Origin of the sequence: Rhodoplanes tepidamans, assembly GCF_030813915.1 — a bacterium.
In the GTDB taxonomy this organism is placed as follows: domain Bacteria; phylum Pseudomonadota; class Alphaproteobacteria; order Rhizobiales; family Xanthobacteraceae; genus Rhodoplanes; species Rhodoplanes tepidamans.
This window is the reverse complement of the sequence record NZ_JAUSUJ010000002.1, coordinates 197,084-223,215: the sequence shown is the minus strand read 5'-3', so window position 1 is coordinate 223,215 and position 26,132 is coordinate 197,084. Positions and strand designations below refer to the sequence as shown.

The 26,132-nt window shown below is 69.9% G+C and carries 25 protein-coding genes; 6 read left to right on the top strand and 19 right to left on the bottom strand.

Going from position 1 to position 26,132, the window contains the following annotated elements; all coding sequences use genetic code 11:
- Positions 1 to 49 precede the first annotated feature (49 nt).
- The 3 genes from J2S22_RS03680 to J2S22_RS03670 form a co-directional block, all read right to left on the bottom strand.
- Complete coding sequence (locus tag J2S22_RS03680) at positions 50 to 814, bottom strand: ABC transporter ATP-binding protein (RefSeq protein ID WP_272775789.1); 765 nt, start codon at positions 812 to 814, stop codon at positions 50 to 52.
- Positions 802 to 1,587, bottom strand: coding sequence for an ABC transporter permease (locus J2S22_RS03675; protein ID WP_272775790.1), 786 nt, complete (start codon positions 1,585 to 1,587; stop codon positions 802 to 804). Before J2S22_RS03675 ends, J2S22_RS03680 begins: the two co-directional genes overlap by 13 nt.
- 126 nt (positions 1,588 to 1,713) lie before the next feature.
- The gene (locus tag J2S22_RS03670; RefSeq protein ID WP_272775791.1) at positions 1,714 to 2,787 is read right to left on the bottom strand and encodes an ABC transporter substrate-binding protein; all 1,074 of its coding nucleotides are present in this window, start codon (positions 2,785 to 2,787) and stop codon (positions 1,714 to 1,716) included.
- A 303-nt stretch (positions 2,788 to 3,090) separates the two neighbouring features.
- Between J2S22_RS03670 and metZ the strand changes: the two genes are divergently transcribed.
- On the top strand, positions 3,091 to 4,311 hold the full coding sequence (gene metZ / locus J2S22_RS03665) for an O-succinylhomoserine sulfhydrylase (RefSeq protein WP_272775792.1): 1,221 nt from the start codon (positions 3,091 to 3,093) through the stop codon (positions 4,309 to 4,311).
- Between the two features lie 119 nt (positions 4,312 to 4,430).
- Here the strand turns inward: metZ and J2S22_RS03660 are convergent, their stop codons facing one another.
- From J2S22_RS03660 to J2S22_RS03630, 7 genes are all read right to left on the bottom strand, one after another.
- Positions 4,431 to 5,435, bottom strand: coding sequence for a CobW family GTP-binding protein (locus J2S22_RS03660; RefSeq protein ID WP_272775793.1), 1,005 nt, complete (start codon positions 5,433 to 5,435; stop codon positions 4,431 to 4,433).
- 164 nt (positions 5,436 to 5,599) lie between these two features.
- Positions 5,600 to 7,882, bottom strand: a complete 2,283-nt coding sequence (locus J2S22_RS03655) for a xanthine dehydrogenase family protein molybdopterin-binding subunit (protein WP_272775794.1) — start codon at positions 7,880 to 7,882, stop codon at positions 5,600 to 5,602.
- A 212-nt stretch (positions 7,883 to 8,094) separates the two neighbouring features.
- Complete coding sequence (locus tag J2S22_RS03650; RefSeq protein WP_272775795.1) at positions 8,095 to 9,108, bottom strand: ABC transporter substrate-binding protein; 1,014 nt, start codon at positions 9,106 to 9,108, stop codon at positions 8,095 to 8,097.
- 157 nt (positions 9,109 to 9,265) lie between these two features.
- Positions 9,266 to 9,766 (bottom strand): (2Fe-2S)-binding protein, encoded by a 501-nt coding sequence (locus J2S22_RS03645; protein WP_272775796.1) that lies wholly within the window; start codon positions 9,764 to 9,766, stop codon positions 9,266 to 9,268.
- Positions 9,763 to 10,641: an FAD binding domain-containing protein gene (locus tag J2S22_RS03640; RefSeq protein WP_272775797.1), complete on the bottom strand. Its 879-nt coding sequence runs from the start codon at positions 10,639 to 10,641 to the stop codon at positions 9,763 to 9,765. The genes J2S22_RS03645 and J2S22_RS03640 overlap by 4 nt, the downstream gene beginning before the upstream one ends.
- A gap of 73 nt (positions 10,642 to 10,714) precedes the next feature.
- On the bottom strand, positions 10,715 to 11,647 hold the full coding sequence (locus tag J2S22_RS03635; RefSeq protein WP_272775798.1) for an amidohydrolase family protein: 933 nt from the start codon (positions 11,645 to 11,647) through the stop codon (positions 10,715 to 10,717).
- Between the two features lie 20 nt (positions 11,648 to 11,667).
- A complete protein-coding gene (locus tag J2S22_RS03630; protein WP_272775799.1) occupies positions 11,668 to 12,591 on the bottom strand; it encodes an amidohydrolase family protein in 924 nt (307 codons plus the stop codon).
- Between the two features lie 1,073 nt (positions 12,592 to 13,664).
- Between J2S22_RS03630 and J2S22_RS03625 the strand changes: the two genes are divergently transcribed.
- Positions 13,665 to 13,949: a hypothetical protein gene (locus J2S22_RS03625; protein WP_272775800.1), complete on the top strand. Its 285-nt coding sequence runs from the start codon at positions 13,665 to 13,667 to the stop codon at positions 13,947 to 13,949.
- A 138-nt stretch (positions 13,950 to 14,087) separates the two neighbouring features.
- Here J2S22_RS03625 and J2S22_RS03620 read toward each other — a convergent pair whose 3' ends face one another.
- A complete protein-coding gene (locus J2S22_RS03620) occupies positions 14,088 to 15,752 on the bottom strand; it encodes an NAD-dependent malic enzyme (protein WP_272775801.1) in 1,665 nt (554 codons plus the stop codon).
- 537 nt (positions 15,753 to 16,289) lie between these two features.
- Entirely contained in the window at positions 16,290 to 17,639 is a 1,350-nt protein-coding gene (locus J2S22_RS03615; RefSeq protein ID WP_272775802.1) for a UbiD family decarboxylase, read from the bottom strand.
- Positions 17,640 to 17,976: 337 nt separating this feature from the next.
- Between J2S22_RS03615 and J2S22_RS03610 the strand changes: the two genes are divergently transcribed.
- The 4 genes from J2S22_RS03610 (at position 17,977) to J2S22_RS03595 (ending at position 19,973) form a co-directional block, all read left to right on the top strand.
- The gene (locus J2S22_RS03610) at positions 17,977 to 18,180 is read left to right on the top strand and encodes an LIM domain-containing protein (RefSeq protein ID WP_272775803.1); all 204 of its coding nucleotides are present in this window, start codon (positions 17,977 to 17,979) and stop codon (positions 18,178 to 18,180) included.
- A 128-nt stretch (positions 18,181 to 18,308) separates the two neighbouring features.
- Positions 18,309 to 18,620: a hypothetical protein gene (locus tag J2S22_RS03605; protein WP_272775804.1), complete on the top strand. Its 312-nt coding sequence runs from the start codon at positions 18,309 to 18,311 to the stop codon at positions 18,618 to 18,620.
- A gap of 76 nt (positions 18,621 to 18,696) precedes the next feature.
- Positions 18,697 to 19,170 carry a low molecular weight protein-tyrosine-phosphatase gene (locus J2S22_RS03600; RefSeq protein WP_272775805.1) on the top strand — a complete coding sequence of 158 codons (474 nt, stop codon included), beginning with the start codon at positions 18,697 to 18,699 and terminating at the stop codon, positions 19,168 to 19,170.
- Positions 19,167 to 19,973 (top strand): fructosamine kinase family protein, encoded by an 807-nt coding sequence (locus J2S22_RS03595; protein WP_272775806.1) that lies wholly within the window; start codon positions 19,167 to 19,169, stop codon positions 19,971 to 19,973. Before J2S22_RS03600 ends, J2S22_RS03595 begins: the two co-directional genes overlap by 4 nt.
- Before the next feature lie 17 nt (positions 19,974 to 19,990).
- Here J2S22_RS03595 and J2S22_RS03590 read toward each other — a convergent pair whose 3' ends face one another.
- From J2S22_RS03590 to J2S22_RS03560, 7 genes are all read right to left on the bottom strand, one after another.
- Positions 19,991 to 21,319 carry an adenosylmethionine--8-amino-7-oxononanoate transaminase gene (locus tag J2S22_RS03590; protein WP_272775807.1) on the bottom strand — a complete coding sequence of 443 codons (1,329 nt, stop codon included), beginning with the start codon at positions 21,317 to 21,319 and terminating at the stop codon, positions 19,991 to 19,993.
- A 14-nt stretch (positions 21,320 to 21,333) separates the two neighbouring features.
- The gene (locus J2S22_RS03585) at positions 21,334 to 22,317 is read right to left on the bottom strand and encodes an AEC family transporter (RefSeq protein WP_272775808.1); all 984 of its coding nucleotides are present in this window, start codon (positions 22,315 to 22,317) and stop codon (positions 21,334 to 21,336) included.
- A gap of 43 nt (positions 22,318 to 22,360) precedes the next feature.
- The gene (locus J2S22_RS03580; protein WP_272775809.1) at positions 22,361 to 23,359 is read right to left on the bottom strand and encodes a Bug family tripartite tricarboxylate transporter substrate binding protein; all 999 of its coding nucleotides are present in this window, start codon (positions 23,357 to 23,359) and stop codon (positions 22,361 to 22,363) included.
- A 67-nt stretch (positions 23,360 to 23,426) separates the two neighbouring features.
- Complete coding sequence (bioB, locus tag J2S22_RS03575) at positions 23,427 to 24,524, bottom strand: biotin synthase BioB (RefSeq protein WP_272775810.1); 1,098 nt, start codon at positions 24,522 to 24,524, stop codon at positions 23,427 to 23,429.
- A 128-nt stretch (positions 24,525 to 24,652) separates the two neighbouring features.
- Positions 24,653 to 25,426 carry a malonate transporter subunit MadM gene (madM, locus tag J2S22_RS03570; RefSeq protein WP_272775811.1) on the bottom strand — a complete coding sequence of 258 codons (774 nt, stop codon included), beginning with the start codon at positions 25,424 to 25,426 and terminating at the stop codon, positions 24,653 to 24,655.
- Between the two features lie 10 nt (positions 25,427 to 25,436).
- Positions 25,437 to 25,856, bottom strand: coding sequence for a malonate transporter subunit MadL (madL, locus tag J2S22_RS03565; protein ID WP_272775812.1), 420 nt, complete (start codon positions 25,854 to 25,856; stop codon positions 25,437 to 25,439).
- A 66-nt stretch (positions 25,857 to 25,922) separates the two neighbouring features.
- Positions 25,923 to 26,132 (bottom strand): biotin/lipoyl-containing protein, encoded by a 210-nt coding sequence (locus J2S22_RS03560; protein ID WP_272775813.1) that lies wholly within the window; start codon positions 26,130 to 26,132, stop codon positions 25,923 to 25,925.

Below are 26,132 nucleotides of genomic sequence, written 5' to 3'. Positions count from 1 at the left end.
TCACGGGCGGACACGAGACGGTGAACGGCGGTCGCAATTGGTCGCAGGCTCAGATGCCGGCGCCCCCCGACACGTCCGCCTCCAGGTCCGCCCGCACGGCGCGGGCGACGTGCTGGAGGCCGGGATCGGTGCGCCGCCGCGGATGCGGTGCCGTGATCACGTGGGTGGCGGCGATGCGGCCCGGCGTGCCGGCCAGCACCACGACCCGGTCGGCGAGATACGTCGCCTCGTCGATGTCGTGGGTGACGAACAGAATGGTCTTGCCGGTCTTCTCGCGGATGCGGATCAGCTCGTCCTGCAGGGTTTCGCGCGTGATCGCGTCGAGCGCCGAGAACGGCTCGTCCATCAGCAGCACGGCCGGATCGACGGCCAGCGCGCGGGCGAGGGCGATGCGCTGGCGCTGGCCGCCGGAGAGCTGGTGCGGCCAGCGCCGCGCGAGATCGGCGAGGCCGACCACGTCCAGCGCCGCCACCGCGCGCCGGCGTCGCTCGGCGCGCGGCACGTCGCGATGCTCGAGCCCGAAGGCGACGTTGTCGATCACGCGCCGCCACGGCATCAGCCGGGCGTCCTGGAACACCAGCGCGACCGGTCGCCGCCCAGGACCCGCGCCCGCCACCGCCACGGTGCCGGCGGAGGGCTTCGCAAGGTCGGCGACGACGCGCAGCAGCGTCGACTTTCCCACCCCCGACGGACCGACAATGGCCAAAAGCTCGCCGCGGCGGACGTCGAGATCGACGGTCTGCAGCACCTCGGTGTCGACGCCGTCGCGCGAGAAGGTCAGCGACAGGCCGCGCAGCGCGATCACGCTCTCCATCGCAGCACCCATCCCTGCAGGGCCACGAAGGCACTGTCGACCAGGCCGTAGAGGCCCGCCATGGTGAGCATGTAGACGACGACGATGTCGGTCGCGAGCAGGCTCGACGCCTGCATCATCCGCTGACCGAGCCCGAACACGCCGAAGATCTCCGCCGCCACCACGGCCATCCAGGCCTGGCCGAGCGCGGTGCGCAGGCCGACCAGGATGCCGGGCGTCGCGGCCGGCAGCAGCACCTTGACGAGACGCTGCGGTCCGGAGCGGAACCCGAAGGCGTCGGCGAGCTCGATCAGATCACGATCGACGGCGCGCACCGCGCCGTGCGCCGCGAAGTAGACGATCCAGAACACCCCGACCGCGATGATGAACACGGCGGCCGAGGGCGCGACGCCGAACCAGATGATGGCGAACGGCACCCAGGCGAGGCCCGGCACGGGGCGCAGCACGCGCACGATCCACGCCGAAACGTGCTCCGCGCCGCGATACATGCCGGTGAGCACACCGAGCGCGACGCCGAGTGCCGCGCCGACCACGAGGCCGATGGCGTAGTGGCCGAGGCTGGAGGCGATCGCCGAGGCCCAGACGCCGGACGCGAGCTCGCGCATGAACGCCGCCGGGATGACGCTCGGCGGCGGCAGGAACGCGGGGTTGACGAGCCCGAGCCGCGGCACGGCTTCCCACAGCGCCAAGAACGCCGCGAGGCCGAGGGGCGGGAGGAGATACTTGGAGAGGCGGACCGGAAAGCCCACGTCGAGAATTCCATCGCCGCACATGCAGTCTTCGTCATGGCCGGGCTCGTCCCGGCCATCCACGACCTTGCGGGCGGCAGATGCTGCAGGCGTGGATGCCCGGCACGAGGCCGGGCATGACGGGTGTGGAAGTTCGCCGCTGTCCGCTCGCTACTGGCTCGCCGCCGCCTTCAGGACGTATCCGGGCTCGAACAGGCCATCGAGCGGCAGCTCCTTGTCGAGCGAGCCGAGCGTCACCTGATAACGCTGCATGGCCGCGGTCGCGTCGACGATGGCACGCGGATCGGCGACGAACCTGGAGGCCGGCGAGGCGAGCGCCTTGCGGATGGTGGCGACGTCGGTGATGCCCTTGCCGAGCGCCGCCTCGATGTGCGGCGCGGCGCGGGCCGGCTCCTCCTGGATCAGCCGAACGGCCTTGACGATCGCGTCGACCAGGCCCTGCGCCTGCGTCGGGTGCTTGTCGAGGAACGCGCCGGTCGCCGCCACCACGGTGCCGGGCTGCCCCGGGAACATCTCGCCGCCGAGGGCCACGAGCTTGATGCCCGGATCGCGACCCTGGATGATGGTGACGGCGGGCTCGCGCACCGTCGCGCCCTCGACGGCGCCGACCAGCACGGCCTGCTGGGTGGCGTCGATGCCCATCGGCACCACGGTGACGTCGGCCCTGTCGACCTTGCCGACCTCCCACAGCCAGTGCTGCAGCGTGGTGTTGGGCACCGAGCCGGCCGGCTGGGTGGCGAGCCGGGCCGGCGCGCCGGCGGCCGCCCGATGGCGCCTGAACGCCTCGGCCGTGGAGACGCCCGGCGCGAAATGGCGGGCGAGCCTGCCGGTGGCGACGAAGGTCATCTCCTCCACGGCCGTCGCGGTGACGACCCGCACGTCGATGCCGCGCGAGCGGGCGACGATCAGCGGCGCGACGCCGGCCACATAGACGTCGATGGTGCCGGAGGCGAGCGCCTGGATCATGTTGGGGCCGGACTCGAAGATCGTGAAGGTCGCGTCGAGACCGGCCCGCTTCAGCCAGCCCTCCTTGTCGGCGACGAAGATCGGCGCGGCGCCGAGAATCGGGATGACGCCGATGCGCAGCTTCACGGGCGCGGCCTGGGCGGAGGCGGGCCCGGACCGCCCCGCCGTGACGGACAGGGCCGCAGCGGACAGTCCGGCCAGCAGGGCGCGGCGGGACACGGCGCCCGATCGGGCGAAGGGCGACGGGGCAGCGGACATGGGGGGCTCCGATGGAGGGCTCGGGACGTCTCCCCGCGGAGAAAGATACTTTTTCTACGCAGCGCAATATCGGCGACGAAATTCGCAAAGAGGTTCTATCCGGGGCCGAGACAGAAGAAATTCCTTGCGCCTCGCCACGGGCGGGGAGAACGCCTCGGGAGCCGGCGGCCACCGCCCGGGCCCTGGTCGCGGCCGCCCGCATGTGCTCTATGGCGGCGAACCGGCCGTCGCGTTCCGCGCCGCGGCCGCCCCCTCCCCCGGCCCCGGTCCCCCGACGCCCCGGCCAGACGAAATCCGCATCCGATGCTCGACAGCAAAGCCCAGCCGCCCGGCCCGCCCGCGCCGGACGCCCATCTCCATCCCGAGACCCGCCTGGTCCATGGCGGCATCCTGCGCTCGCAGTTCGGCGAGACGTCGGAGGCGCTGTTCCTGACCCAGGGCTTCGTCTACGACCGCGCCGAGACCTGCGAGGCGCGCTTCAAGAACGAGGATCCGGGCTACCAGTACACGCGCTACGGCAATCCGACGATCTCGATGTTCGAGGACCGGCTGGCGATGCTGGAGGGCGCCGAGGCGTGCCGCGCCGTCGCCACCGGCATGGCGGCCGTCAACGGCGCCCTGATGGGCCTCGTCAAGGCCGGCGACCACGTGGTGGCGCCGCGCGCCATGTTCGGCTCGTGCCGCTGGATCATCGAGGAGATGCTGCCGCGCTTCGGCGTGACCTCGACGCTGGTCGACGGCACCGACCTCGACCAGTGGCGCAAGGCCGCGGCGACCCCGAACACCACGGTGTTCTTCCTGGAGACGCCGTGCAACCCGACCCTCGAGGTGCTGGACATCGCGGCGATCGCGGCGATCGCGCACGAGGCCGGTGCGCTGCTGATCGTCGACAACGTGTTCGCGACGCCGCTCTACCAGCGGCCGCTGGCGCTCGGCGCCGACGTCGTCGTCTACTCGGCGACCAAGCACATCGACGGCCAGGGCCGCTGCATGGGCGGCGCGATCCTCGCCTCCAAGGCGCTGATCGAAGAGCGCATCCAGCTCTATCTGCGGATGACCGGACCGTCGATCTCGCCGTTCAACGCCTGGGTGCTGCTGAAGAGCCTGGAGCTGATGCCGGTGCGCATCGCCCGCCAGGCCGAGACCGCCGGCAGGCTCGCCGACGCGATGCTCGGCATTCCGGGCGTCACCAAGGTGATCTATCCGGGGCGCGAGGACCACCCGCAGGCCGACGTGATCGCGCGGCAGATGAGCGGCCCGTCGACCCTGATCGCCTTCGAGGTGACGGGCGGCAAGGACGGCGCGTTCCGCTTCCAGAACGCCCTGACGCTCGTCTCGATCTCAAACAATCTCGGCGACGTGAAGAGCCTGATCACCCATCCGGCGACGACCACGCATTCGCGCTTCAAGCCGGAGGAGCGCGCCGCTCTCGGCATCACCGACGGCACGCTGCGCCTCTCGGTCGGCCTGGAGCACATCGACGATCTGGTGGCGGATCTGAAGCAGGCCGCCGCGGTGCTGTAGCCTTCGTCATTCCGGGCCGCGGCAAAGCCGCGAACCCGGAATCCAGCCAGAATCTCGTTGCGGGCCGCTGGATTCCGGGTTCGCGCGTTGTCGCGCGCGCCCCGGAATGACCGGCTCTTCTACCCCGCCAGGCACCCGCGCAGGCCCGCCGTGACGGCCTCGCGGTCGAGCTTCTTGCCGATCAGCACGATGCGCGAGGAGCGCGGCTGCTTGCCCCACGGGTCGGCGGAGCGGATCTCCATCAGGCGGTGGACGCCCTGGATGACGTGGCGGCGCGGGTCGCCGGCCATCGCGACGATGCCCTTGAGCCGGAACACGTCGTCGCCGTGCGCGGCCAGGAACGCCCGCAGCCACGCCTCGAGCTTCTCCCGATCGAACGCGCCCGGATCGACGAACGACATCGTCTCCAGCCCGGGGTCGTGCTCGTGGTGATGATGGTGGACGTCGAGGAACTGCTCGTCGGCGGCGAGCGTCTTCGACAGGTCGAAGGCGCCGATGCCGAGAATCTTCTCCAGCTCCACCTTGGCGTAGCTGGAGCGGATGATCTCGGCCGTGGCGTTGAGGCCGCGCATGCGCGTCTCGATCGACTGCAGCTCGGGCTCGTCGACGAGGTCGACCTTGTTGACGATCAGCCGGTCGGCGGCGACGATCTGATCGACCGCCTGGTTGTCGACGCCGTGCAGGTCCGGGTCGTCGAGATGCCGGCCGATATGCATCGCATCGACCAGCGTGACGATGCCGTCGAGGCTCACCTGCCTCGCCACCTCGGCGTCGACGAAGAAGGCGGCGGCGACCGGGGTCGGATCGGCGATGCCGGTGGTCTCGACCAGGATGTGATCGAACTTCTCGCGACGCGCCATCAGCTTCTGCAGCACCTCGATGAGGTCCTGGCGGACGCTCGCCGTGCAGCAGATGCAGCCGTTGGTCATCTCGTAGATCTCCTCCTCCGAGGTGAGGACGAGACCGGAATCGATGTTCACCTCGCCGAACTCGTTCTCGATCACGGCGATGCGGTGGCCGTGCCGCTCGGTGAGGATGTAGTTCAGGAGCGTCGTCTTGCCGGCGCCGAGAAAGCCCGTGAGGATCGTGACGGGCACGGGGGTCGTGTTGGTCGCTTCGGTCATTGTCTCACCCGGCAGGGCTGGAAATCGATCGTTCCTGACTCAGAGCCCCGTCCTGAGATGCTCGACTGCAGGTCGAGCCTCGAAGGATGCGGCCCCGGATCGGCGGGCCGTCGCCCTTCGAGGCCCGGCTGCGCCGGGCACCTCAGGGTGACGGAGAGAGATCGTCACGCCGCCTGCGCCTCGTCCTTGTCCGCGAGGGCGGCGAGAATCTGCTCCGGCGTGATCGGGTAGTGGCGGAAGCGCACGCCGATCGCGTCGTAGATCGCATTGGCGATGGCGGGGCCGATGGCGATAATCGGGTCCTCGCCGACGCCCTTGGCGCCGAACGGCCCGCCGTCGGACGGCGCCGTCTCCAGGATGATGGTCCGGATCGGCGGCATGTCCATGGCGAGCGGCATCTTGTAGTCGACGAAGCTCGCATTGAGCGGGCGACCGTCGCGCTGGTCGACGACGAAGTCTTCGCTCAGCGTGTGGCCGATGCCCTGCTGGATGCCGCCCTCGATCTGCCCGGCCGCCGCGATCGGATGGATGATCTTTCCGATTTCGTGCACGGGCACGACCTGAAGAACTGAAACCTGCCCGGTCTCGGTGTCGACCTCGACCTCGACGAAATGCGCCGCGAAGGAATACGACTTGGTCGGGTGGTAGCTGCCCTCGCCGAGGAGCTGCGGTGCCGGGATGCCCTTCTCGGCCGCGATCGCGTCGCGCACCGTCATCGACATGCCGGGCACGCCCTTCACGGTGATGACGCTGTCGCGGATGTCGAGGTCGGCCGCCGACACTTCCAGCCGGTCGGCGGCGCGGGCCAGGACCTTGGCCTTCACCTGCGCGGCCGCCATCTGACAGGCGCGGCCGGCCATGAAGGTGGTGTGGCTGGCGAAGGCGCCGATGTCCCACGGCACCACATCAGTGTCGCCGTGCACCACGGCGACGTCCTCGAACTTCACGCCGAGCTCCTCGGCCGTGATCTGGGCGAGCGCCGTGTGGGCGCCGGTGCCGAGGCCGGTGGTGCCGGTCATCAGCGTCACCGAGCCGTCCTCGTTCATGCGGACGACGGCGTTGCCCTGCTCCTTGATGCCCGGATAGGCGGAGGAGCCGTGCATCTCGCAGCCCATGCCCCAACCGCGCCGCAGCCGGCCCGTCTGCTTCGCCGGCGGGCGCGACCCACGGGCGGCCCAGCCGGTCTCCTCGATGCCGCGGCGGATGCAGTCCTCCAGGCCGTGGCCGGTGATCGGATGATTGGAGGGCGCGATGTCGCCCTCGCGCACCGCGTTGAGGAGCTTCAGCGCGGCCGGATCCATGCCGAGCGTCTCGGCCGCCTCGTCCATCAGGATGTCGAGCGCGTAATAGGTCTGCACGACGCCGTAGCCCCGGAAGGCGCCGGCGATCGGCGTGTTGGTGTAGACGCAGCGGCCTTCGAGGCGGACGTTCTCGCAGCGGTACAGCGAGGTGAGCGCCGCGGTGCCGACCGCCGTCACGCCCGGACCGTGCGAGCCGTAGGCGCCGCTGTTGAACACCACCCGGGCCTCGCGCGCCGTGATGGTGCCGTCGCGCCGGAACCCTTGTCTGATCCAGACCGTGCCGGGATGCCGGGTGCGGCCGCCCAGGAAGGTTTCCTTCCGGGTGAACTCCATGCGCACCGGGCGCCGCGTGCGTTGCGCCAGGAGCGCGCACAGGAACTCGTGCTGGAAGAGATCCTGCTTGGCGCCGAAGCCGCCACCCATGTGGTCGACCAGCACCCGCACCTTGTTGAGGGGCAGGCCCAGCACCTCGGCGAGCGTGCCGCGGACCATGAAGGGGCTCTGGGTCGAGGTCCAGATGGTGAGCTTGCCGAGCGGATCCCACTGGCAGACGCAGACGTTCGGCTCCATGTAGGCCGGCGTCGGCCGGCCCATGCCGTACTCGCCCTCGACGATCAGGTCGGCCTCGGCGAATCCCTTCTCCGGGTCGCCGCGCGTGATCACGAAGGGATCGAGCACCAGGTTGCCGCCGGGGCCGACGTCGTGGATCGACGGCGCGCCGGGCTTCAGCGCGTCCTCGACCGTTAACACGGCCGGCAGCGGCTCGTACGCGACCTCGATCAGCTCGCAGGCGAGCTCGGCGATCTCCTCGGACGTGGCGGCGACCGCGGCGACGCCTTCCCCGTAGTATCGGACCTTGGTGTCGAGGATGTACTGGTCCTGCGTCACCGAGGCGGAGCGCGGATGCGGCGAGCCGTAGTGCAGCACCCGCGGCACGTCGGCATGGGTGAGGATCGCCTTGACCCCGGGCAGCGCCAGCGCCTTGCCGACGTCGATCGACTCGATCCGCGCGTGCGCGACCGTCGCGCGCTTCGTCTTCCCGTGCAGCATGCCGGGCAGCACCACGTCGCCGGCATAGACGGCCCCGCCCGTCACCTTGCCGAGCGTGTCGGTGCGCTTGACGCTCTTGCCGATCACGGAAGTCATGGCATCATCCTCGGTAACCTCGCCTGCGGCGCCCCGACCCTCTCCCGGAGGGAGAGGGTCGGGTGCGCACGCCAGTGCGCGCCCGGGGTGAAGGGTCAGGACGCCGATGGAGACCTCGGCACCCCCTCACCCGGCCCGCTCCGCGGTCCGACCTCTCCCCGCTGGGGAGAGGTGAGCCCGAGACCGGACGCGCGCATCCGACAATCACATTCTCACAGCTTCCGGTCCGCCGCCGGCGGCAGGTACTTGTTGGTGAACACGTCGATGGCGAACGGCTTGTTCTTGTACGTGTAGGTGACGCCGATCTGCTCGACCGACTTGGCGAGACGGGCCGGATCGACGTCGCCGACGCCGTTCTGCTTCACCCACGGGGTGACGATGTGCTCGCGCAGCACCAGCTCGAGGCGCTCGCGCTCCGTCTTCTCGTCGCCGGTCTCGTAGCGCTTCATCACCGACTTCACCGCCGCGGCCGGATCCTTCACGGTGTCCTGCAGGCCCTTGATGGTGGCGCGGATGAAGCCCTTCACGGCCTCCGGATTGTTCTTCAGGAAGTCCGGATTGACGATGATGCCGTTGCCGTAGAGCGACAGGCCGTGGTCCGACATCACCAGCATCCGGATCTGGTCGGCCGGAATGCCCTTCTGCAGCAGGTTGAAGTGCATCGAGAAGGTGAAGCCCGTGATGGCGTCGACCTTTCCGTCGGCCAGCATCGGCTCGCGCACCGGGAAGCCGACGTTCTCGATCTTCACCTTCGACTCGTCGATGCCGTTCTCCTGGACGAAGGCCTTCCACTGCGCGAAGGCGCCGTCGGCGGCCGGCGCACCGAGAATCTTGCCTTCCAGGTCCTTCGGCTTGGCGATGCCGGTCTTCTTCAGCGTCCCGATCGCGAAGGGCGGGCGGTCGTACAGCATCATCACGACCTTGATGTCCTTCTCGGGATTCTGGTCGCGGAAGCGGACGACGGAGTTGAGGTCGAAGAAGCCGAGCTGATGCGTGCCCACCGCGACGCGCGGAATGCCCGAGACCGAGCCCGCGCCGGTGTCGATGGTGACGTTGAGCCCTTCGGCCTTGTAGTAGCCCTTGTCGATGGCGACGAAGTACGGCGCCGTCGGTCCCTCGAACTTCCAGTCCAGGGCGAACTTGATGTCGGTGTCGGCGGCTGCGGGCACGGCCGACGCGGCGGCGGCCAGCGCGGCGAAGGCTCCGGCAAGAACTGATTTCATCATGTCTCACGCTCTCCCGAGGATCCCGACGGGGATCCGCTGCCGCGTTTGCAGGCAAGCGACATGCCATTGTTCACGACGCAGACTACCCGGATTCACGGGCCTTCACGAGCCGCGCCGGCGCATGGCGCGGCATCGAATCGCGGCGTCTGCATCGAATTCAGGCAGGCTTCCCGGCGTCCGCGGCCATCTGCCGCGCCGTCACCTGGATGGCCTCGACGATCTTGGTGTAGCCGGTGCACCGGCAGATGTTCCCGGCGAGGCCGAAGCGGATCTCCTCCTCGGTCGGGTTCGGATTCCGGTCGAGCAGCGCCTTGGCCATCACGATGATGCCGGGCGTGCAGAAGCCGCACTGCGAGGCGCCGAGCGCCATGAAGTTCTCCTGCAGCGGGTGGAGCCGGTCGGGATCCGGAGCGATGCCTTCGATCGTGGTCACGCGGCGCCCGTTCGCCTCCACGGCGAGCACCAGACAGGAGTTCACCGGCACGTCGTCGAGCAGCACCGTGCAGGCGCCGCAATCGCCGACGTCGCAGCCCTTCTTGGTCCCGGTCAGGCCGGCCTCGTTGCGCAGCACGTCGAGCAGGGTGCGGGAGGGCGCGACGCCGAGCTCGCGCGGCTCGCCGTTGATCGTGATGGTGACCGGGACGGTCGCGGTGGTCATGGCTGGATCTCCCGGCCGGTTCGCTCCCACGCGGCGGCGACGGCGCGGCGCGTCAGCACCGCCACCATGGCGCGGCGGTAGTCGGCGCTCGCCCTCACGTTGCTGATCGGCCGGGCCTCGTCGCGGGCGGCGCGGCCGGCGGCCGCGACCGTCGCCTCGTCCGGCGCCACGCCTTCGAGCAGGGCCTCGGCGGCGCGCGCCCGGATCGGCGTCGGCGCGACGGCGCCGAGCACGATGCGCAGGTCGCGGCAGACGTCGCCGTCGCGGCGCAGCGAGACGGCGACCCCGACGGTCGCGAGCTCCATGGCGCGACGACGGCCGTGCTTGATGTAGTCGGAGCCGGCCTGCGCGGCCGGCGGCGGCAGCACGATCGCGGTCACCACCTCGTCGGCGCCGAGCGCGGTCTTGCCGGGACCGGTGAAGAAGGCCTCGAGCGGCAGGCTGCGCGTCCCGGCCGGGCCGACCATCTCGACATGCGCGCCGAACGCGATCAGCGGCGGCAGCGTGTCGGCGGAGGGCGAGGCGCGGCAGACATTGCCGACGACGGTGGCGCGGTTGCGGATCTGGATCGACCCGATCTCTCGCGCGGCCCCGGCGAGCGCGGGATAGAGCCGCTGCACGGCGGGCGACGTCTCGATGGTACGGACCGTGACCAGGGCGCCGATGCGCAGGCCCGTCGCGGCGTCACAGGCGAGCTCCGCGAGCCCGGGAATCGTCTTGAGATTGATGACGGCGGCGGGCCGGCGGATGTGCTCCTTGATCTCGACCAGGAGATCGGTGCCGCCCGCCATCAGATCGGCCGCGCGGCCGTGCTGCGACAGGAGCGCGATCGTCTCGTCGAGGGTCTTCGGCTCGAAATAGGCGAAGGGATGCATGGGGCGGCGCGCCGGACAGGGAGACGGCGGGCGAGGATGTCCCCTCGTCCGCCGCCTGGACAGGAATCAAGAATCAGGCCGGAACCGGCCGGGGCTCGACCATGGCGTAGGTGTCCTTCAGACGCGCCAGCGCCTCCTCCTGGGTGCGCGGCGGCGGCGTCGTCGGGATGCCGCAGATGCGGGCGATGTTGTTGCCCATGTAGTCCTCGAGGCCGTCCTCGTCGAGATTCATGCCGTGGGGCGGCGGCGAGCACAGCACCTCGAGCTCGCGCAGCCACATGCCGGGCTCGTTCGGCGGCGAGTCGGTGCCGAACACCAGCTTGTGGCGCGGCAGCTCGTTGGCGAACTCGACGATGCGCGACTGGAAGCACCAGCCGGTCTCGCAGACGACGTTCGGCGTGTCCATCGCCATCCAGAACGCCTCGAACGAGTAGTTGCCGCCGGTCTGGATGCCGAAGTGGCCGATGATGAAGTTCACCATCGGGAACTCGCGGATCACCGGATAAAACATGGTCGGGATCGTGTACGGGCCGTCGCCGGTGTGGATCAGCACCACGACGCCGAGCTCGGCGCACTTCTTCATCGCGGGCCGCAGCCAGTCGAGCGCGCGGTCGGGCCGGTAGCCGTGCATGTTGGCGTGCAGCTTCAGCATCTTGAAGCCGTACTCCTTCACGTGGAACTCGAGCTCGGCGGCGCCGTTCTCCGGGCCCCAGCGCGGGTTGAACGTGAAGTTGCCGATGAAGCGGTCCGGATACTTCTGGCACAGCTCCGCGATGTAGCTCATGTAGTCGCGGATGCCCTCGCGACCCATGCGGTTGCCGTCGCGATAGCCGGTGTTGCCGGGCGGCGGCTGGATGAAGCCCATGTCGATCCGGCGCGGCTTGCCGTTGATCATGTAGGGGCCGTCCATCATCTTCAGCAGGCGCTCGCCCGTGAAGGGCGTGCCGGTGTGGCGCCACGCCTCGTCGACCAGGTTGGTGGGATGCAGGTGGGTGTCGATGATCATCGGGCTCTCTCCGGAATTGGTCAGGCCGCTTCGCGCTGCTTGCAGGCGGCGAGGTAGGCCTCGGCCTCCTCGCGGGTGCGCGGCGGCGCGGTCGGCTCGAGCCCGATCATCCGGGCGACGTTGTTGCCGAAATAGTCCTCGAGCGTCTCCTCGTCGAGGTTGAGGCCCTGCGGCGGCTCGGTGCACAGCACCTCGAGATGACGCAGCCACATGCCGGGCTCGTTGGGCGGCGTGTCGGTGCCGAACAGGATCTTGTTCTTGGGCAGATCCTTGGAGAACTCGACGATGCGCGACTGCAGGCACCAGCCCGATTCGCAGAAGATGTTCGGGTTGTCCATGGCGAGCTGGAACGGCTCGAAGCAGTAGACGCCGCCGGTCTGCACGCCGAAATGCGCCATGATGAAGTTCACGGTCTTGAACTCGTACATGATCGGCGTCCACTCGTTGGGGATCGAGTAGGGGCCGTCGCCGGTGTGCACCTTCACCAGCACGCCGAGCTCGGCGCACTTCTCCATCGCCGGGCGCAGCCAGTCCTTGGCGCGGTCGGGGCGGTAGCAGTGCATGTTCGCCTGGAACTGCACCATCTTGAAGCCGTGCTGCTTGACGTAGCGCTCGATCGCCTCGACGCCGTTCTTGACCCCGTAGCGCGGGTTGTAGACGAAGCAGCCGATGAACCGGTCCGGATACTTGCGGGTCAGCTCGAGCGTGTAGGCCATGTACTCGTCGATGCCCTCGCGCCCGGCCTTCTCGAGCACGCCGTCGGTGTAGAGCGTGTTGCCCTGGGGCGGCTGGATGAAGGCCTTGTCGACGCGGCGCGGCTTGCCGTTCACCCAGTACGGGCCGTCCATCATCTTCAGCAGGCGCTCGCCCGTGAACGGCTCGCCGTCGTGCCGCCAGGCGAGGTCGACGAGATTCGTCGGGTAGCAGCTGATATCGATGATCATCAGATCACTCCTTGCGGATCGCAGGGTCGCAGGCGGGACGGGACACGGGCCGAGTCGCGGCGGCGCCGCGCGGCGTCCGGGCGGACGCACGGCACGCGGGCACGCAGCACGCGACGATCACGAACCTTGATGGACGGCACGGCGAGCGTCCGGTCGAGACGGGTTGCGACGAGATCGGAACTCGCAGCTGCGAATTCCACGTGTCTGTCAGCAATCTCCGACTGAACCGTCACTGGCGCTCGGGAGGCGCAAGTGTTATAATGTTCAGCTGACCGCTTCTACCGACGTTCGCGTTGCATAGACGATCGCCCCGAACCGGTCAAGAACACGCGGCCGGATCGCGCCGCGTCGCTTCCGGACGACCGGCACCAGATCGCGCGCCGTCGTGAGTCACCGGTCCGTGTCGTGAGACGATCCGCCGTCGTCACGACAAGGCGAGACCGACGTGAGGAGCGACGTGAGAAGGACGATGGGCGCGACGGGTTCCGGAACCGCGCGCGGACGTGAGAAGAATCGTCGCGCCGAAAGCGACCGCGCGTGACAATCGTGTGTTGATCGGCCTCGGTGGTCTCACGGATACCGGGAGTTACGTCTTTCCTGTATCCCGACACTCGCAGGATGCTATCGGCTCCTGCGGTTTTTTTGTGCAGATGTGACGTGAATTGTGCGCTGCGGCCGGGCCGCGACGCACGATGCGATCCGAAGGATCGCGGGACGATCGGTGCCGAGGGCGAGCGCGGTCCGGATGCGGATCGCCCGAGCCGCAGTGGAGCAGCGCGACGGCCGAGACGCATCGGCTGTTGCACGGTGCGAGACGGGACGGCGACGGACCGACGGATCAGCAGGGCAAGAAGCCGGACCCCTGCGACGGTGACGCATGGACATGACGGACGCGCGATGTGCGCCGCCGTGTCGTGCTCGTCGCCGCTCCGTGCCCCGGGCCGGAGTTCGTCACGGCTCGGCACGGCACCTTTGTGTCAGGGGGCGGGTACCGCCGAACGCGGCGGCGATCCGACCGGGCGGCGCGACCGGCGACGGTCCGGGCCGCACCGAATGCCGACATAGGAGGACACGTGGAACATCTCCGGCCCAACTATCTGCGCGACGTCGCCTACATCTCCCGCGACTGGATCGAGCATCACGGCCTGCATCCGGCCGTCGGCGTGGCCATCGAGGTCGCGGCGGAAATCGAGCTCCCCGAAGACCGCTCGCCGAGCCAGATCGTCGAGGCGCCGACCGCGGAGGAGCGCGTCATCATCGAGCGCCTGGTGCGCGCCTACATCGCCAGCGGCGTCTTCCCGCCGTCCGAGGGCAACACCTACGGCTTCGCCGACTGGGAGTTCACGATCGAGCGGTGAGGCCGGACGGCGGCACCCGCCGCGCGGCCATCCGATGCGGCGGACATCGCGGGCGCACCGGCAGCAGCCGGCGCACCCGCGAAGCTGTCGTCGCACGCGCCCGCGCGGGCGGACCCGCGGGGCCCGGGCGTCCGGTGGTCAGCCGGCGCGCCGATAGGACTCGTAGCGCGGCTCCCACATCTGATCCTTCACCGCCTCCTCGGCCCGGCCCGGGTCGAAGCCGGGGGCGAGCCCTTCCTTGTAGGCCTGCAGCGCGACCGCGACGCCGACCTTGGCCGAGACCTCGCGCAGCGCATCGACCGGCGGCAGCAGCGTGCCGTTCGGATCGGTGCGGGCCGGCGACATGTCGGCGAGCGCCCGGGCGGCGGCCAGGAACATGGTGTCGGTGACGCGGCGCGCCCGCGCCGTGACGATGCCGAGCCCCATGCCCGGGAAGATGTAGGAGTTGTTGACCTGGTCGATGTGGACGGCGCGGCCGTTCACCGGCACGGGCGCGAACGGGCTGCCGGTGCCGATCACGGCACGCCCCTCGGTCCAGGCCATCACGTCGGCCGGCACCGCCTCGCTCTGCGAGGTGGGATTCGACAGCGGGAACACCACCGGCCGGGCGACGTGCTTCGCCATCTCGCGGACGACGCCTTCGCTGAACAGGCCGGTCTGGCCGCTGGTGCCGATCAGCATGGTCGGCTTCACGTGACGGACCACCTCCTCGAGGCTGATCGCCTCGCGGCTCTCGACCGTCCAGCCGGCGACGTGCTCGCGGGTGTGGGCGAACGGCGCCTGGTAGGGCTGCAGCCGGTTGCTGCCTTCGAGCAGCAGGCCGCGGCTGCCGAGCAGATAGAAGCGCCGCCGCGCCTCGTCCTCGGGCATGCCGTCCTCGACCATCGCCTTGACCAGCAGCGCGGCGATGCCGGAGCCGGCGCCGCCGGAGCCAGCCATCACGATGCGCTGCTCCTTCAGCGTCTGACCGGCGGCCCGCACGGCCGACAAGAGCGCTCCGCAGACCACCGCGGCGGTGCCCTGGATGTCGTCGTTGAAGGTGCACAGCCGGTCCCGATAGCGCTCCAGCAGGCGGGCGGCGTTGGGGCCGGCGAAGTCCTCCCACTGAAGCAGCACGTGCGGCCAGCGATTCGCCACGGCGTCGACGAAGGTCTCGACGAAGTCGTCGTAGTCCGGGCCGCGCAGGCGCTCGTGGCGCCAGCCGATGTAGAGCGGATCCTCGCGCCGCGCCTGGTTGTCGGTGCCGACGTCGAGCATGATCGGCAGCGTCCGCGAGGGATCGATACCGCCGGCCGCCGTGTAGAGCGACAGCTTGCCGATCGGGATGCCCATGCCGCCGGCGCCCTGGTCGCCGAGGCCGAGAATGCGCTCGCCGTCCGTCACCACGATAACCTGGACGTTGTCGAAGCGGCGCTGGCCGAGGATCTTGCCGATCTGATCCTTGTAGGGCGGGCTGAGGAAGAGGCCGCGCGGACGCCGGAACACCTGGCTGAACTTCTGACAGCCGAGCCCGACCGTCGGCGTGTAGACGATCGGCAGCATCTCCTCGAGATGCCGGGTCAAGAGCGCGTAGTGCAGCGTCTCGTTGATGTCCTGCAGGCCGCGCAGGAAGACGTAGCGGGCGAGGTCGTCCGGCAGCTCGCGGAACGCCGCGATGCGACGCTGGACCTGCTGGTCGAGGCTCGCGACGTGCGGCGGCAGCAGGCCGTGCAGCTCGAACACGTCGCGCTCGTGCTCGGTGAAGGCCGTCCCCTTGTTGAGGATCGGATTCGTCAACAGCTCGTAACCGGATCGATCGACCATGCGCATGTGTCCTCCTGCCCGCTCGCGTCGTGACTGGTGGGGGTGCGTCACGGTCGACGCAGGCTGCCGCGACCGTGAGCCGGCGCGGCGATGTCCGCGACCCCTGTCGCGGTCGGACCTGCACCGAACGTCCTGCCGCAGCCTTGCTTGGGGACGCGGCAGCACCCGCGTACGTCGCGCCGACGCCGCGTCGTGTCAACTCCTTCGGGTCGGCGCGGACATGAGTTTCGGGAAGGGCACGCCGCGGCGGCGCCGCGGCGCGGTCCTGATCAGAACGGTTCCGGATCCGCGGCGCGCGGCCCGGGGCGACCGCGGCGACCAGGACGAAATCCCCGGAAACACGCACGATCCTCGCGTCGGCCGGCGCGGCGCGCGTGCGGCCGGCCGGCCCGAATCACGTCGGATGGAGGACGAGACCGGCGGCACGCCGTCCGGCGTGCATAGCGGCCATCACGTCTCCCGCACCGGACGCGGCGGCGCCGGGAGTCCGGATTTCCGTCCGTCTCACGACGCCGAAGGACGGTTTTCCGGACGTGATCAGCGCACGCGCGACATCACCTCGCGGGCCCAGTCGAGCGCGTGCTGCGGCAGGCTGGTGCGCTCGCCCTCGAACTTGAGCGGCTTGGTCGCGTCGAGCGCCAGCTTGGCCGACATGCCGTCGACCGAGGACGGGTCGAGCCGATTGCAGAACACCTTCGGCACCATGAACATGTCGGTGTCGGACTGGAACCGGGTGGCGAGCGCCCACATCACCTCGGCCTCGTCGAAGACGTCGATGTCCTCGTCGACGGCGACCGCGAGCTTGATGTAGCTGTCGAGCCCCATCAGCAGCATCAGCGCCTGGCGCGCCTGCCCCTCGGCCGTCTTCCTGAACGACATGTAGGCGTGGAAGTGGGTGCCGGATTTCGGATAGTTCAGCGCCTTGAGGGTCGGCACCATCTCCTTGAGGCGGTGGAACACGTGCGCCTCGCGGGTGCAGCGGCTGAGCAGCAGGTGCTCGGCCGAGTAGCCCGGGATGATGTCGAGAAAGATGGGCTTGGACCGCCGGGTGATCGCCTTCACGTGGAACACGTTGCGGGTCGAGCGGTAGGTCGAGTAGCCGGTGTACTCGCCGTACGGCCCCTCGTCCTCGTGGATGCCGGCGAGGATCTCGCCCTCGATCACGTACTCGGCGGCGGCCGGCACCTCGACGTCGATGGTCCTGCACTTCACCAGCTCGACCGGCTGCTTCATCAGCGCGCCCGCGATGGCGAACTCGTCGACCTCCATGGCGACCTTGGCGCCGGCGGCGATGTAGATCGACGGATGACAGCCGATCACCACCGCCACCTCCAGGTTCTGGCCGCGGGCCTCGCAGCGCTGCAGGTGATCCCAGATGTGGCCGCGCGAGTGCAGGCTGACGCCGAACTTCTGGGGCCCCTTGAGCTGCATGCGCTGGAAGCTCAGGTTGCGCACGCCGGTGTCGGGATCCTTGCAGACCAGGATGCCGGAGCCGATGTAGCGGCCGGCGTCCGCCTCGAAGTGGCGCGAGATCGGCAGCTCGCCGGCGTCCGCCTCGTTGCCGAGCGCCACCACCTCCTGCACCGGGGCGCCGCCCTGGGTCACCACCGCCGGCACCAGCGCCGCCATCGCCTCGGTCCACGCCTGGGCGAAGCCGTTCGGCGCGGCGCCGGCCATGCGGGCGATGCGGCCCCGGTCGGCGAACAGGTTCGACACCACCGGGACGTCGAAGCCGTCCGGCCGCTCGATCACGACGACCGGAAAGCGCTTCTGCGCCTCCAGCTCCAGCACCAGCGCGGTGGGCAGGAAATCGAGGTCGGTCGGGCCTTTGATGACGAGCTTCTCGCTGTCGGGAAGCGCGTTCAGGAAGTCGGCGAGGCTTTGCATGGCAGGTCCGCGGTTCGGTCTCGGAGGCCGCCTCTCTTACATGGAGACGCGGGCCCTTGCACCTGCAGGGCCGCGGCTGCGGAGGGCGACGGAGACGCGCACCCCCGCCCGATGCAAACCGGACGTTAGTCAAGTCGTTGGATACTGGAACGGAAACCGCGACCGGCGCCCGCCTCGGCGCCGGATGCAACCGTTCGACAACGTTCCGGGAGGAAGACGTTCGCCGACCACGGAGACGCCGTGCGCTCCGCGCCACGCATAACGGCCCGTCAGATGGCCGAGGATGCGCTTGCGTAGAACTTGCATAGCTATCCGGCAGACCACCAGGAGACCCCCGATGCTGACTGCCATCATCGTGAACGACCGGGAGCCGCGCGCCGAGCTCGACTGCAGCGTGTGCGGCAAGAAGATCGGCCAGGGCTACACCCGCGATCTCGGGACCCGCATCATGTACGACTGCTTCCGCTGCTTCAGCATCGACGAAGTGGCGACCGAGGCGGTGATGGGAGCGGGTCAGACCAAGCGCGCCGCGCGGAGCTGACCGGGCCCCGATCGAGACGGTTCGACCCGCCCAGCCGGGGCACGGCCGGTCGCGGCGGCGCCCCTTCGCACAACCCCTGATCGCAGAGATGTGGTAACATGACCCTCCTTTGCGACGGGAGGGTGCAAATGGTCTACGCCTTCGATACGCTCGGCTATGCGACGCGGCTCCGGGAGGCCGGCGTTCCCCTGGATCAGGCGGAGGCGCACGCGACGGCGGGGCGGGACTTCATCATGAGCGAGCTGGTCACCCGGTCGGACCTGGCGGCGGCGACGGAGACGCTGCGCAATGCGATGGATATCCGGCACGGGCAACTGAGCGGACGCATCGACCTGCTCGATTCCCGGCTCGACAAGCTCGGCCTGCAGCTCACGGTGCGGCTCGGCGCCATGCTGGCGGCGGCGGTCGCCATCCTGGCGACCCTGCAGCGGCTGTCCTGACCGCAGCGGGTTCCGGCTTGCGGGCGCGCGGCACCGCGCCACAATGGCCCCTCCGGAACCGATCGAAGGTCGTCCCGTGTCGCCCGAAAAGCCCGCCGTCCTGTTCGTCTGCCTCGGCAACATCTGTCGCTCGCCGCTCGCCGAAGCGGCGTTCCGGGCCGAGGCGGAGCGCATCGGCCTCGCCGTCGAGATCGATTCGGCCGGGACCGGGAGCTGGCATGTCGGCGAGCCGCCCGACCGCCGCGCCCAGGCGGTGGCGCGCCGCTACGGCGTCGAGATCGGCCACTGCCGTGCCCGCCAGGTCACCCGCGACGACTTTTCCCGGTTCACCCACGTGGTCGCCCTCGACGAGTCGGTCCTCGTCACGCTGCACCGGCTGCGCCCGCGCGGCGCCCCGGCCGAGGTCAAGCTGCTGCTCGACTATGTCGACGGCCGCGCCGGCGAGGGCGTCGCCGATCCCTATTACGGCGGCGACGACGGATTCGAGATCACCTGGGCCGACGTGACCAGCGGCGCCGCCGCGCTGGCCCGCCGGATCGCCGGCGGATGAGCGCGCTGGCCGCAGCGGGCGCCGCGCTGCTCGGCGGGCGGCTCGCGCAGGCGCGGCCGCTCGGCGGCGGCGACCTTTCGGAGATCGTCGCCATCGCGCTCGCCGACGGCCGCACCGCCATCGTCAAGGGGAGCCCGGCGCCGCGGACGGAAGCGGCGATGCTGCGCGCCATCGCGGCCGCCGGCGCCCCCGCCCCGGCCGTGCTGGCGGCGAGCGACGAGGCCCTGGTGATCGCGGTGCTGCCGGCGGACGGCGGCGTCGGAACCGCCTGGGGCGATCTCGGCCGGGTTCTCGCCCGGCTGCACGCGACGACGGGCGATCGCTACGGCTGGCCGGAGGACTACGCCTTCGGTCCGGTCGCGATCGTCAACCGCGTCGCCGACGACTGGCCGACCTTCTGGGGCGAGCGGCGCCTCCTGGTGAACGTGCCGCACGTCCCCGCCGCCCTCGCCCGCCGCATCGAGGCGCTGGCCGCCGACCTGGCGAACCGCCTCCCGGCGCGGCCGCCCGCGTCGCTGCTGCACGGCGACCTGTGGGGCGGCAACGTGCTGGTCGCCGGCGACCGCGTCAGCGGACTGATCGACCCGGCCTGCTACCACGGCCACGGCGAGGTCGACGTCGCGATGCTCGGCCTGTTCGCCCGGCCGGACCGCGCCTTCTTCGAGGCCTACGGCCCGCTCGCGCCCGGCCACGCCGAGCGGCTGGCGATCTACAGCCTGTGGCCGGCGCTCGTGCATCTGCGGCTGTTCGGATCGGGCTACCGGACGATGGTCGAGCGCTGTCTCGCGGCCGCCGGCGCGTGATCGTCTCGGCGCGGCGTTCAGCGCATGCTCAGCACCCGGACGATCGATCCGGTGAGCCGGGCCAGATCGGCGGTGCCGATCGTGAAGGCCGGCGTCAGATAGACGATCCGGCCGAACGGGCGCACATAGACGCCCGCCTCGACGAACCGCGCCTTCAAGGCGGGGATATCGACGCGGTCGAGCTCGACGACGCCGATCGCCCCGCGCACCCGCACGTCGACGACGCCCGGCAGGCCGCGGCACGCCGCGAGCTCGGTCGTCATCTGCGCCTCGATGGCGCGCACCTGGTCGAGCCGCGGCTCGCGCTCGAACAGGTCGAGCGACGCGTTGGCGGCCGCGCAGGCGAGCGCATTGCCCATGAAGGTCGGTCCGTGCATCAGCGCGTGCATCGGATCGTCCGACCAGAAGCCGTCGAACACCCGCCGGCTCGCGACCGTCGCGGCGAGCGGCAGGGTGCCACCGGTGAGCGCCTTGGAAAGCGTGAGGATGTCGGGCACGACGCCGGCCGCATCGCAGGCGAACATGGTGCCGGTGCGGCCGAAGCCGGTGAAGATCTCGTCGAAGATCAGGAGCGTGCCGTGGCGGTCGGCGAGCGCGCGCAGGCGCTGCAGCACGGCGGCGTCGTGGAACAGCATGCCGCCGGCCCCCTGCACCAGCGGCTCGACCAGGATGCCGGCGATCTCGTCGCCGCGCTCCCCGAGCAGGCGCTCGAGCGCCGCCGTGGTCTCCTCGTCGCGCGGCAGGTCGGCGATGATCTGCTCCGGCAGCAGACCGTGGAACAGCCGGTGCATGCCGTCGTCGGGATCGCACACCGCCATGGTGCCGGTGGTGTCGCCGTGGTAGCCGCCGCGGAACGCGACGAACCGGGTGCGGCCGCGCACCCCGGAGTTGATCCAGTACTGGACGGCCATCTTCATCGCCACTTCGACGGCGACCGAGCCGGAGTCGGTGAAGAAGACGCGCTCGAGATCGGCTGGCAGCAGCGCCGCGAGCCGGGTCGCCAGCCGCGCCGCCGGCTCGTGCAGGAGGCCACCCAGCATCACGTGCGGCATCGCCCGAAGCTGGCGGGCGACCGCGGCGGCGATGTGGGGGTGATTGTAGCCGTGGCAGGCCGTCCACCACGAGGCGACGCCGTCGACCAGCTCGCGCCCGTTGGCGAGCACGAGGCGGCTGCCGTGGGTGGCGACGACCGGAAGGGGCGGCACCGCGGTCTTCATCTGCGCATAGGGCAGCCAGACATGGGCGAGACCGTCCGGGTACCAGTCCGGCGGCGACGCGGGGTCGCGCAGGGCCGGACCGGTGCCGGACCAGCGGGACGGTCGAACGAGTGCGGAGGGTCGTGCCATCGTTGTTCTCCGCCTCACAGGATGCCGAACTGCAGGAGCAGGAAATAGGTCGGGATCGTGAACAGGCCCATCACGGTGGTGATGGCCGTCATCACCGCGATGTAGTTCGCATCGGCGTTGTAGGCGCGCGCCGCGATCGACACCTGGGTCATCACCGGCATCGCCGCCTCGATGATGTAGACCTTGCGCATCAGCTCCGGTACCGGGATCAACGAGGTGACCAGGATCACCACGCCCGGCGCGATCAGGAAGCGCGCTGCGATCAGGATCCACATGTCGCGTGTCATCCGCACCGACTTGAGGTTCGACACGTGGATGGCGATGCCGAGGAACAGCATGGCGAGCGGCGTCGTCATGCCGCCCAGATACGTGAAGGTGCTGGCGAGGAAGGTGGGCAGCTTGATGCTGCCGAGGATCAGCACGACCGCGACCACGGAGCCGATCAGCGGCGGCGTCACGATGTTCCGCAGCGTCGAGAGACCGAACACGGGCCGCGGCACGATCACGGTCGAGCCGTTCTGCAGGCCGGCGAAGCGGGGCCCGTCGAGACTGAGGCTCCAGACCCCGATGGTCCAGAACAACATCGTCTGCAGGAGGTAGTAGATCACGGCGTAGGGCAGCGCCGCCTCGCCGAACAGCGCCACGTTCACCGGAAATCCGATGAAGCCGCTGTTGGAGACGAAGAACATCGCCTGGAAGGCGCCGCGCCGGTGCTCCGGCACACGCGCCGCGAACGAGACCACGACGCCGATCGCGTAGACGGTGAGCATGACCAGGATCGGCACCGCCGCCGCGGTCCCGGCCTGCAGCAGGTCCTGCTTGGTGTAGGACTTGGTCATGCTGACGATCATGTAGAGCGGGATCGCGATGGTCATCGCCATGCGCGAGAAGAGCCGTCCGGTCTCTGCCGTGAACCAGCCCCGGTGGGTCAGCCAGTAGCCGAGGCCGATCATCAGCATGCAGCTGAAGACGCCGCTCAGGGATTCGAAGATGTCCATGGTGGTTCGTCGGCCGGGGGGAGGCCGGGCGATGGCGGGCGGGTCAGCTCGTCAGCCCGGCGATGCGGACCGTCTCCTTCCAGATCGGGCGCTCGCGGGCGGCGCGCGCGGCCACCTGCTCGGGCGTCGACGACAGGGCGCGCGCCCCGACGATCGCGAAGCGCTGCCGCACCGTCGGGTCCGCGGCGATGTCGGCGAGCGTCGCGGCGAGCCGGTCGACGATCGCGCGCGGCGTGCCGGCCGGGACCGCGAAGGCGGCCCAGGAGGTCATGTCGAAGTCCGGCATGCCGGCCTCGGCCATGGTCGGCACCTCGGGCAGGGTCGGCCAGCGCTGCGTGCCGGTCAGCGCGAGCGGACGGATCTGCCCGCTCTCGATGTACGACATGTAGGACGTGAGATTGTCGATCGCGAAGGCGACGTCGCCCGACAGCATGGCCGGGATGGTCTGGGCGGCGCCGCGGAACGGCACATGGGCGGCGTCGAGGCCGGTGCGGGCCGCGAACAGGGTCGGGAACAGATGGGTCGAGGTGCCCACCCCGGAGCTGCCGAAGGCGAGCCGGCCCTGCCCCTTCGCCCAGGCGACGAACTCGGCGACCGTGGTCGCCGGCACCCGGCTCGGCACCACGAGCGCGTTCGGCAGCTCGTAGATCAGCGACACCGGGGCGAAGTCGCGCTCCGGATCGGCCGCCGCCTGGGTGTCGATGAACGGGTTGATGGCGAAGTGGCCGACCGTGGCGGCGGCGAGCGTGTAGCCGTCCGGCCGGCTCGCCACCATGGCGGCGACGCCGATGTTGCCGGCCGCGCCCGGCTTGTTCTCGATCACGAAGGACTGGCCGAGTCGCCGCTCGAGCCGCTCGGCGACGATCCGGGTGAGCAGGTCGACCGAGCCACCGGCCGGATAGGGCACGATCACCCGGACCGGCCGGTCCGGCCACACGGTCGGCCCGCTCGCCCGCACGGTGGCCGCGACGATGCCGGCCGCGCCGAGGGCGAGGCAGCCCGCCGCGACGGCACGCCGCGTCATCCAGGGTTTCGAATCCATCTCGGTCTCCGTCACGGCGCCGGGACCCGGCGCCGGCTCGGCGGGCGACGGCCCGCCGGAGGCGGGCTCAGCCGTGGCAGGCGCGCCCGGTCAGCAGCGGCTCGTCGCCGCAGCCGCAGCCCTCGGTCTCCGCCTCGGCGACCTCGCCCTGATCGACCGCCCCCATCGTGCTCATGCCGAGCGTCTGCAGCAGCTGCAGGTCGCGGTCCGGACCGGGGTTCGGGGTGGTGAGCAGCTTCGGGCCGTAGAACATCGAGTTGGCGCCGGCCAGGAAGCACAGGGCCTGGATCTCCTGGCTCATCTTCTCGCGGCCGGCCGAGAGGCGGACGAACGACTTCGGCATGACGATGCGGGCGACCGCGATGGTGCGGACGAACTCGAAGGCGTCGAAGTCCTTCTCGTCCTCGAGCGGGGTGCCCTTCACCTTCACCAGCATGTTGATCGGCACCGACTGCGGGTGCTCCGGCATGGTGGCGAGCGAGTGGATCATGCCGACCCGGTCCTCGCGGGTCTCGCCCATGCCGACGATGCCGCCCGAGCACACGTTGATGCCGGCCTCGCGCACCGCCGCGAGCGTGTCGAGGCGATCCTGGAAGGTGCGGGTCGTGATGATCTTGCCGTAGAACTCCGGCGAGGTGTCGATGTTGTGGTTGTAGTAGTCGAGGCCCGATTCCTTGAGCCGCAGCGCCTGCTCGGGAGACAGCATGCCGAGCGTCATGCAGGTCTCCATGCCGAGCTCCTTGACGCCCTCGACCATGGCGCAGACCACGTCGAGGTCGCGCTCCTTCGGGCTGCGCCAGGCGGCACCCATGCAGAAGCGCGTCGAGCCGGCCGCCTTGGCGCGGCGCGCCTCGGTCAGCACCTTCTCGACCTCCATCAGCTTCTCGGCCGGGAGCTTGTCCTTGTGGCGGGCGCTCTGCGGGCAGTAGCCGCAGTCCTCGGGGCAGCCGCCGGTCTTGATCGACAGGAGAGACGAGACCTGGATCTCGTTCGGGTCGAAATTCTGCCGATGGATGCGCTGCGCCTCGAACATGAGGCTCGGGAACGGCAGATCGAACAGCGCGCGAATCTCGGCCCGCGTCCAGTCGTTGCGAACGATGCAGCCGGCGCCGGGCGCGACGCTCGAGGCGAGATCGGTGGGGATGATGACAGTACGATCGTCCATGGGGCGAGACCTGGAACCTTGTGGCGTCGACGGCCGGGTAACGGGGGTGGTCCCCGGCCGCCGACAGTTGTTTCACGGATGTTCTATCCGAAGGTGCCGGCTGGCGTCGGCACACGTGCTCCGGCGGATCATCCGAAGATCATCCGCATGATGATATAGCAGATCGACGGGCAGACGAGACAGCCGAAACCCGTATAGAAGGTCGCCGTCAGGGCGCCGTAGGGCACCAGGCGGGGGTCGGTGGCGGCGAGACCGGCCGCGGTGCCGCTGGTCGTGCCCATCAGGCCGCCATAGACCATGGCGGCCGCCGGGTTGGTCAGGCCGAACGGCTTGGCCAGGAACGGCGTCAGGATCATCACGGCGATCGACTTGACCACGCCGGCGGCGATCGACAGCGCGACGATGTCGGAGCTCGCTCCGAGGGCCGAGCCGGTGACCGGGCCGACGATGAAGGTCACGGCGCCGGCCCCGATCGTGGTGAGGTCGACGGTACCGCGGTAGCCGAACGCGTAGGCGATGACGACACCGACCACGAAGGCCACGAAGGTGCCGACGACGAGCGACAGCACCCCGGCGAGGCCGGCCTTCTTCAGCTCCTCCATGCGAACGCCGTAGGCGGTCGCGATGATGCAGAAGTCGCGCAGCATGGCGCCGCCCATCAGAGCGAAGCCGGCGAACATCGGGATGTCGGCGATGCCGCGCTTGCCGTTGGTCAGCATGCCGCCGACGAAGGCGAGAATCAGCCCGACCACGATGGCGACGGCGGAGCCGTGCACCCGGCCGCGGGTGATCTTGGTGGAGAACTGGTAGCAAAGCCAGGTCAGCGCACCGACGAAGACAAAGGAGAAGATGAGCGCCCGCGGCTTCACCAGCTCCATCAGGAAAGCGTAGGTCTGGTCCATGATGCGGTCCTCAGGCCTTCTTCGGCTGCGCGCCGGCCGGCGCGTCCGCCTCCTCGTCGCCGAACGACGAGGTCGCGGCGCCCGCCATGGCGGAGAGGATGCGGATGAGCGGGAACAGAACCACCACCGACACGATGCCGGCGAGCAGCGCGACCAAGCCGCCGTTGAGCGCGGCGACGACGTTCTGGATCGACGCCATCGCGATGACGACCGGGATGTACATCGCGTTCCAGAACAGCATGCCCTGCTCGGTCGGCTTGGGCAGCATGCCCTTGCCCTTGAGCCAGTTCGTCAGGAACACCAGGAACAGCATGGCGAAGCCGACGCCGCCGATGTCGCCGGGGATTCCGAGCAGCTTGCCCAGGAGCAGGCCGACCGCCGTGCCCAGGAACATGCAGAGACCGAGAATCATAACCCCGTAGATGACCATTGTTACCCCCAGATGGCCGTTCGAGGATCGCGGTCCGGAGCGACGCTCCGGACCGATCGCCTGTTGTTATTCGATCACCATGATCAGGCCGCCCGGCTTCAGCCGGTCGCCGACCGCGACCGCGATCGACTTCACCGTGCCGTCGACCGGCGACAGCAGCGGCGTCTTCATCTTCATCGCCTCGATGACGGCGACCTCGGCTCCCTTGGCGACGGCGTCGCCGACGGCGACCTTCAGGGCCTCCACCTTGGAGGGCATCTTGGCTTTCAGATCCAT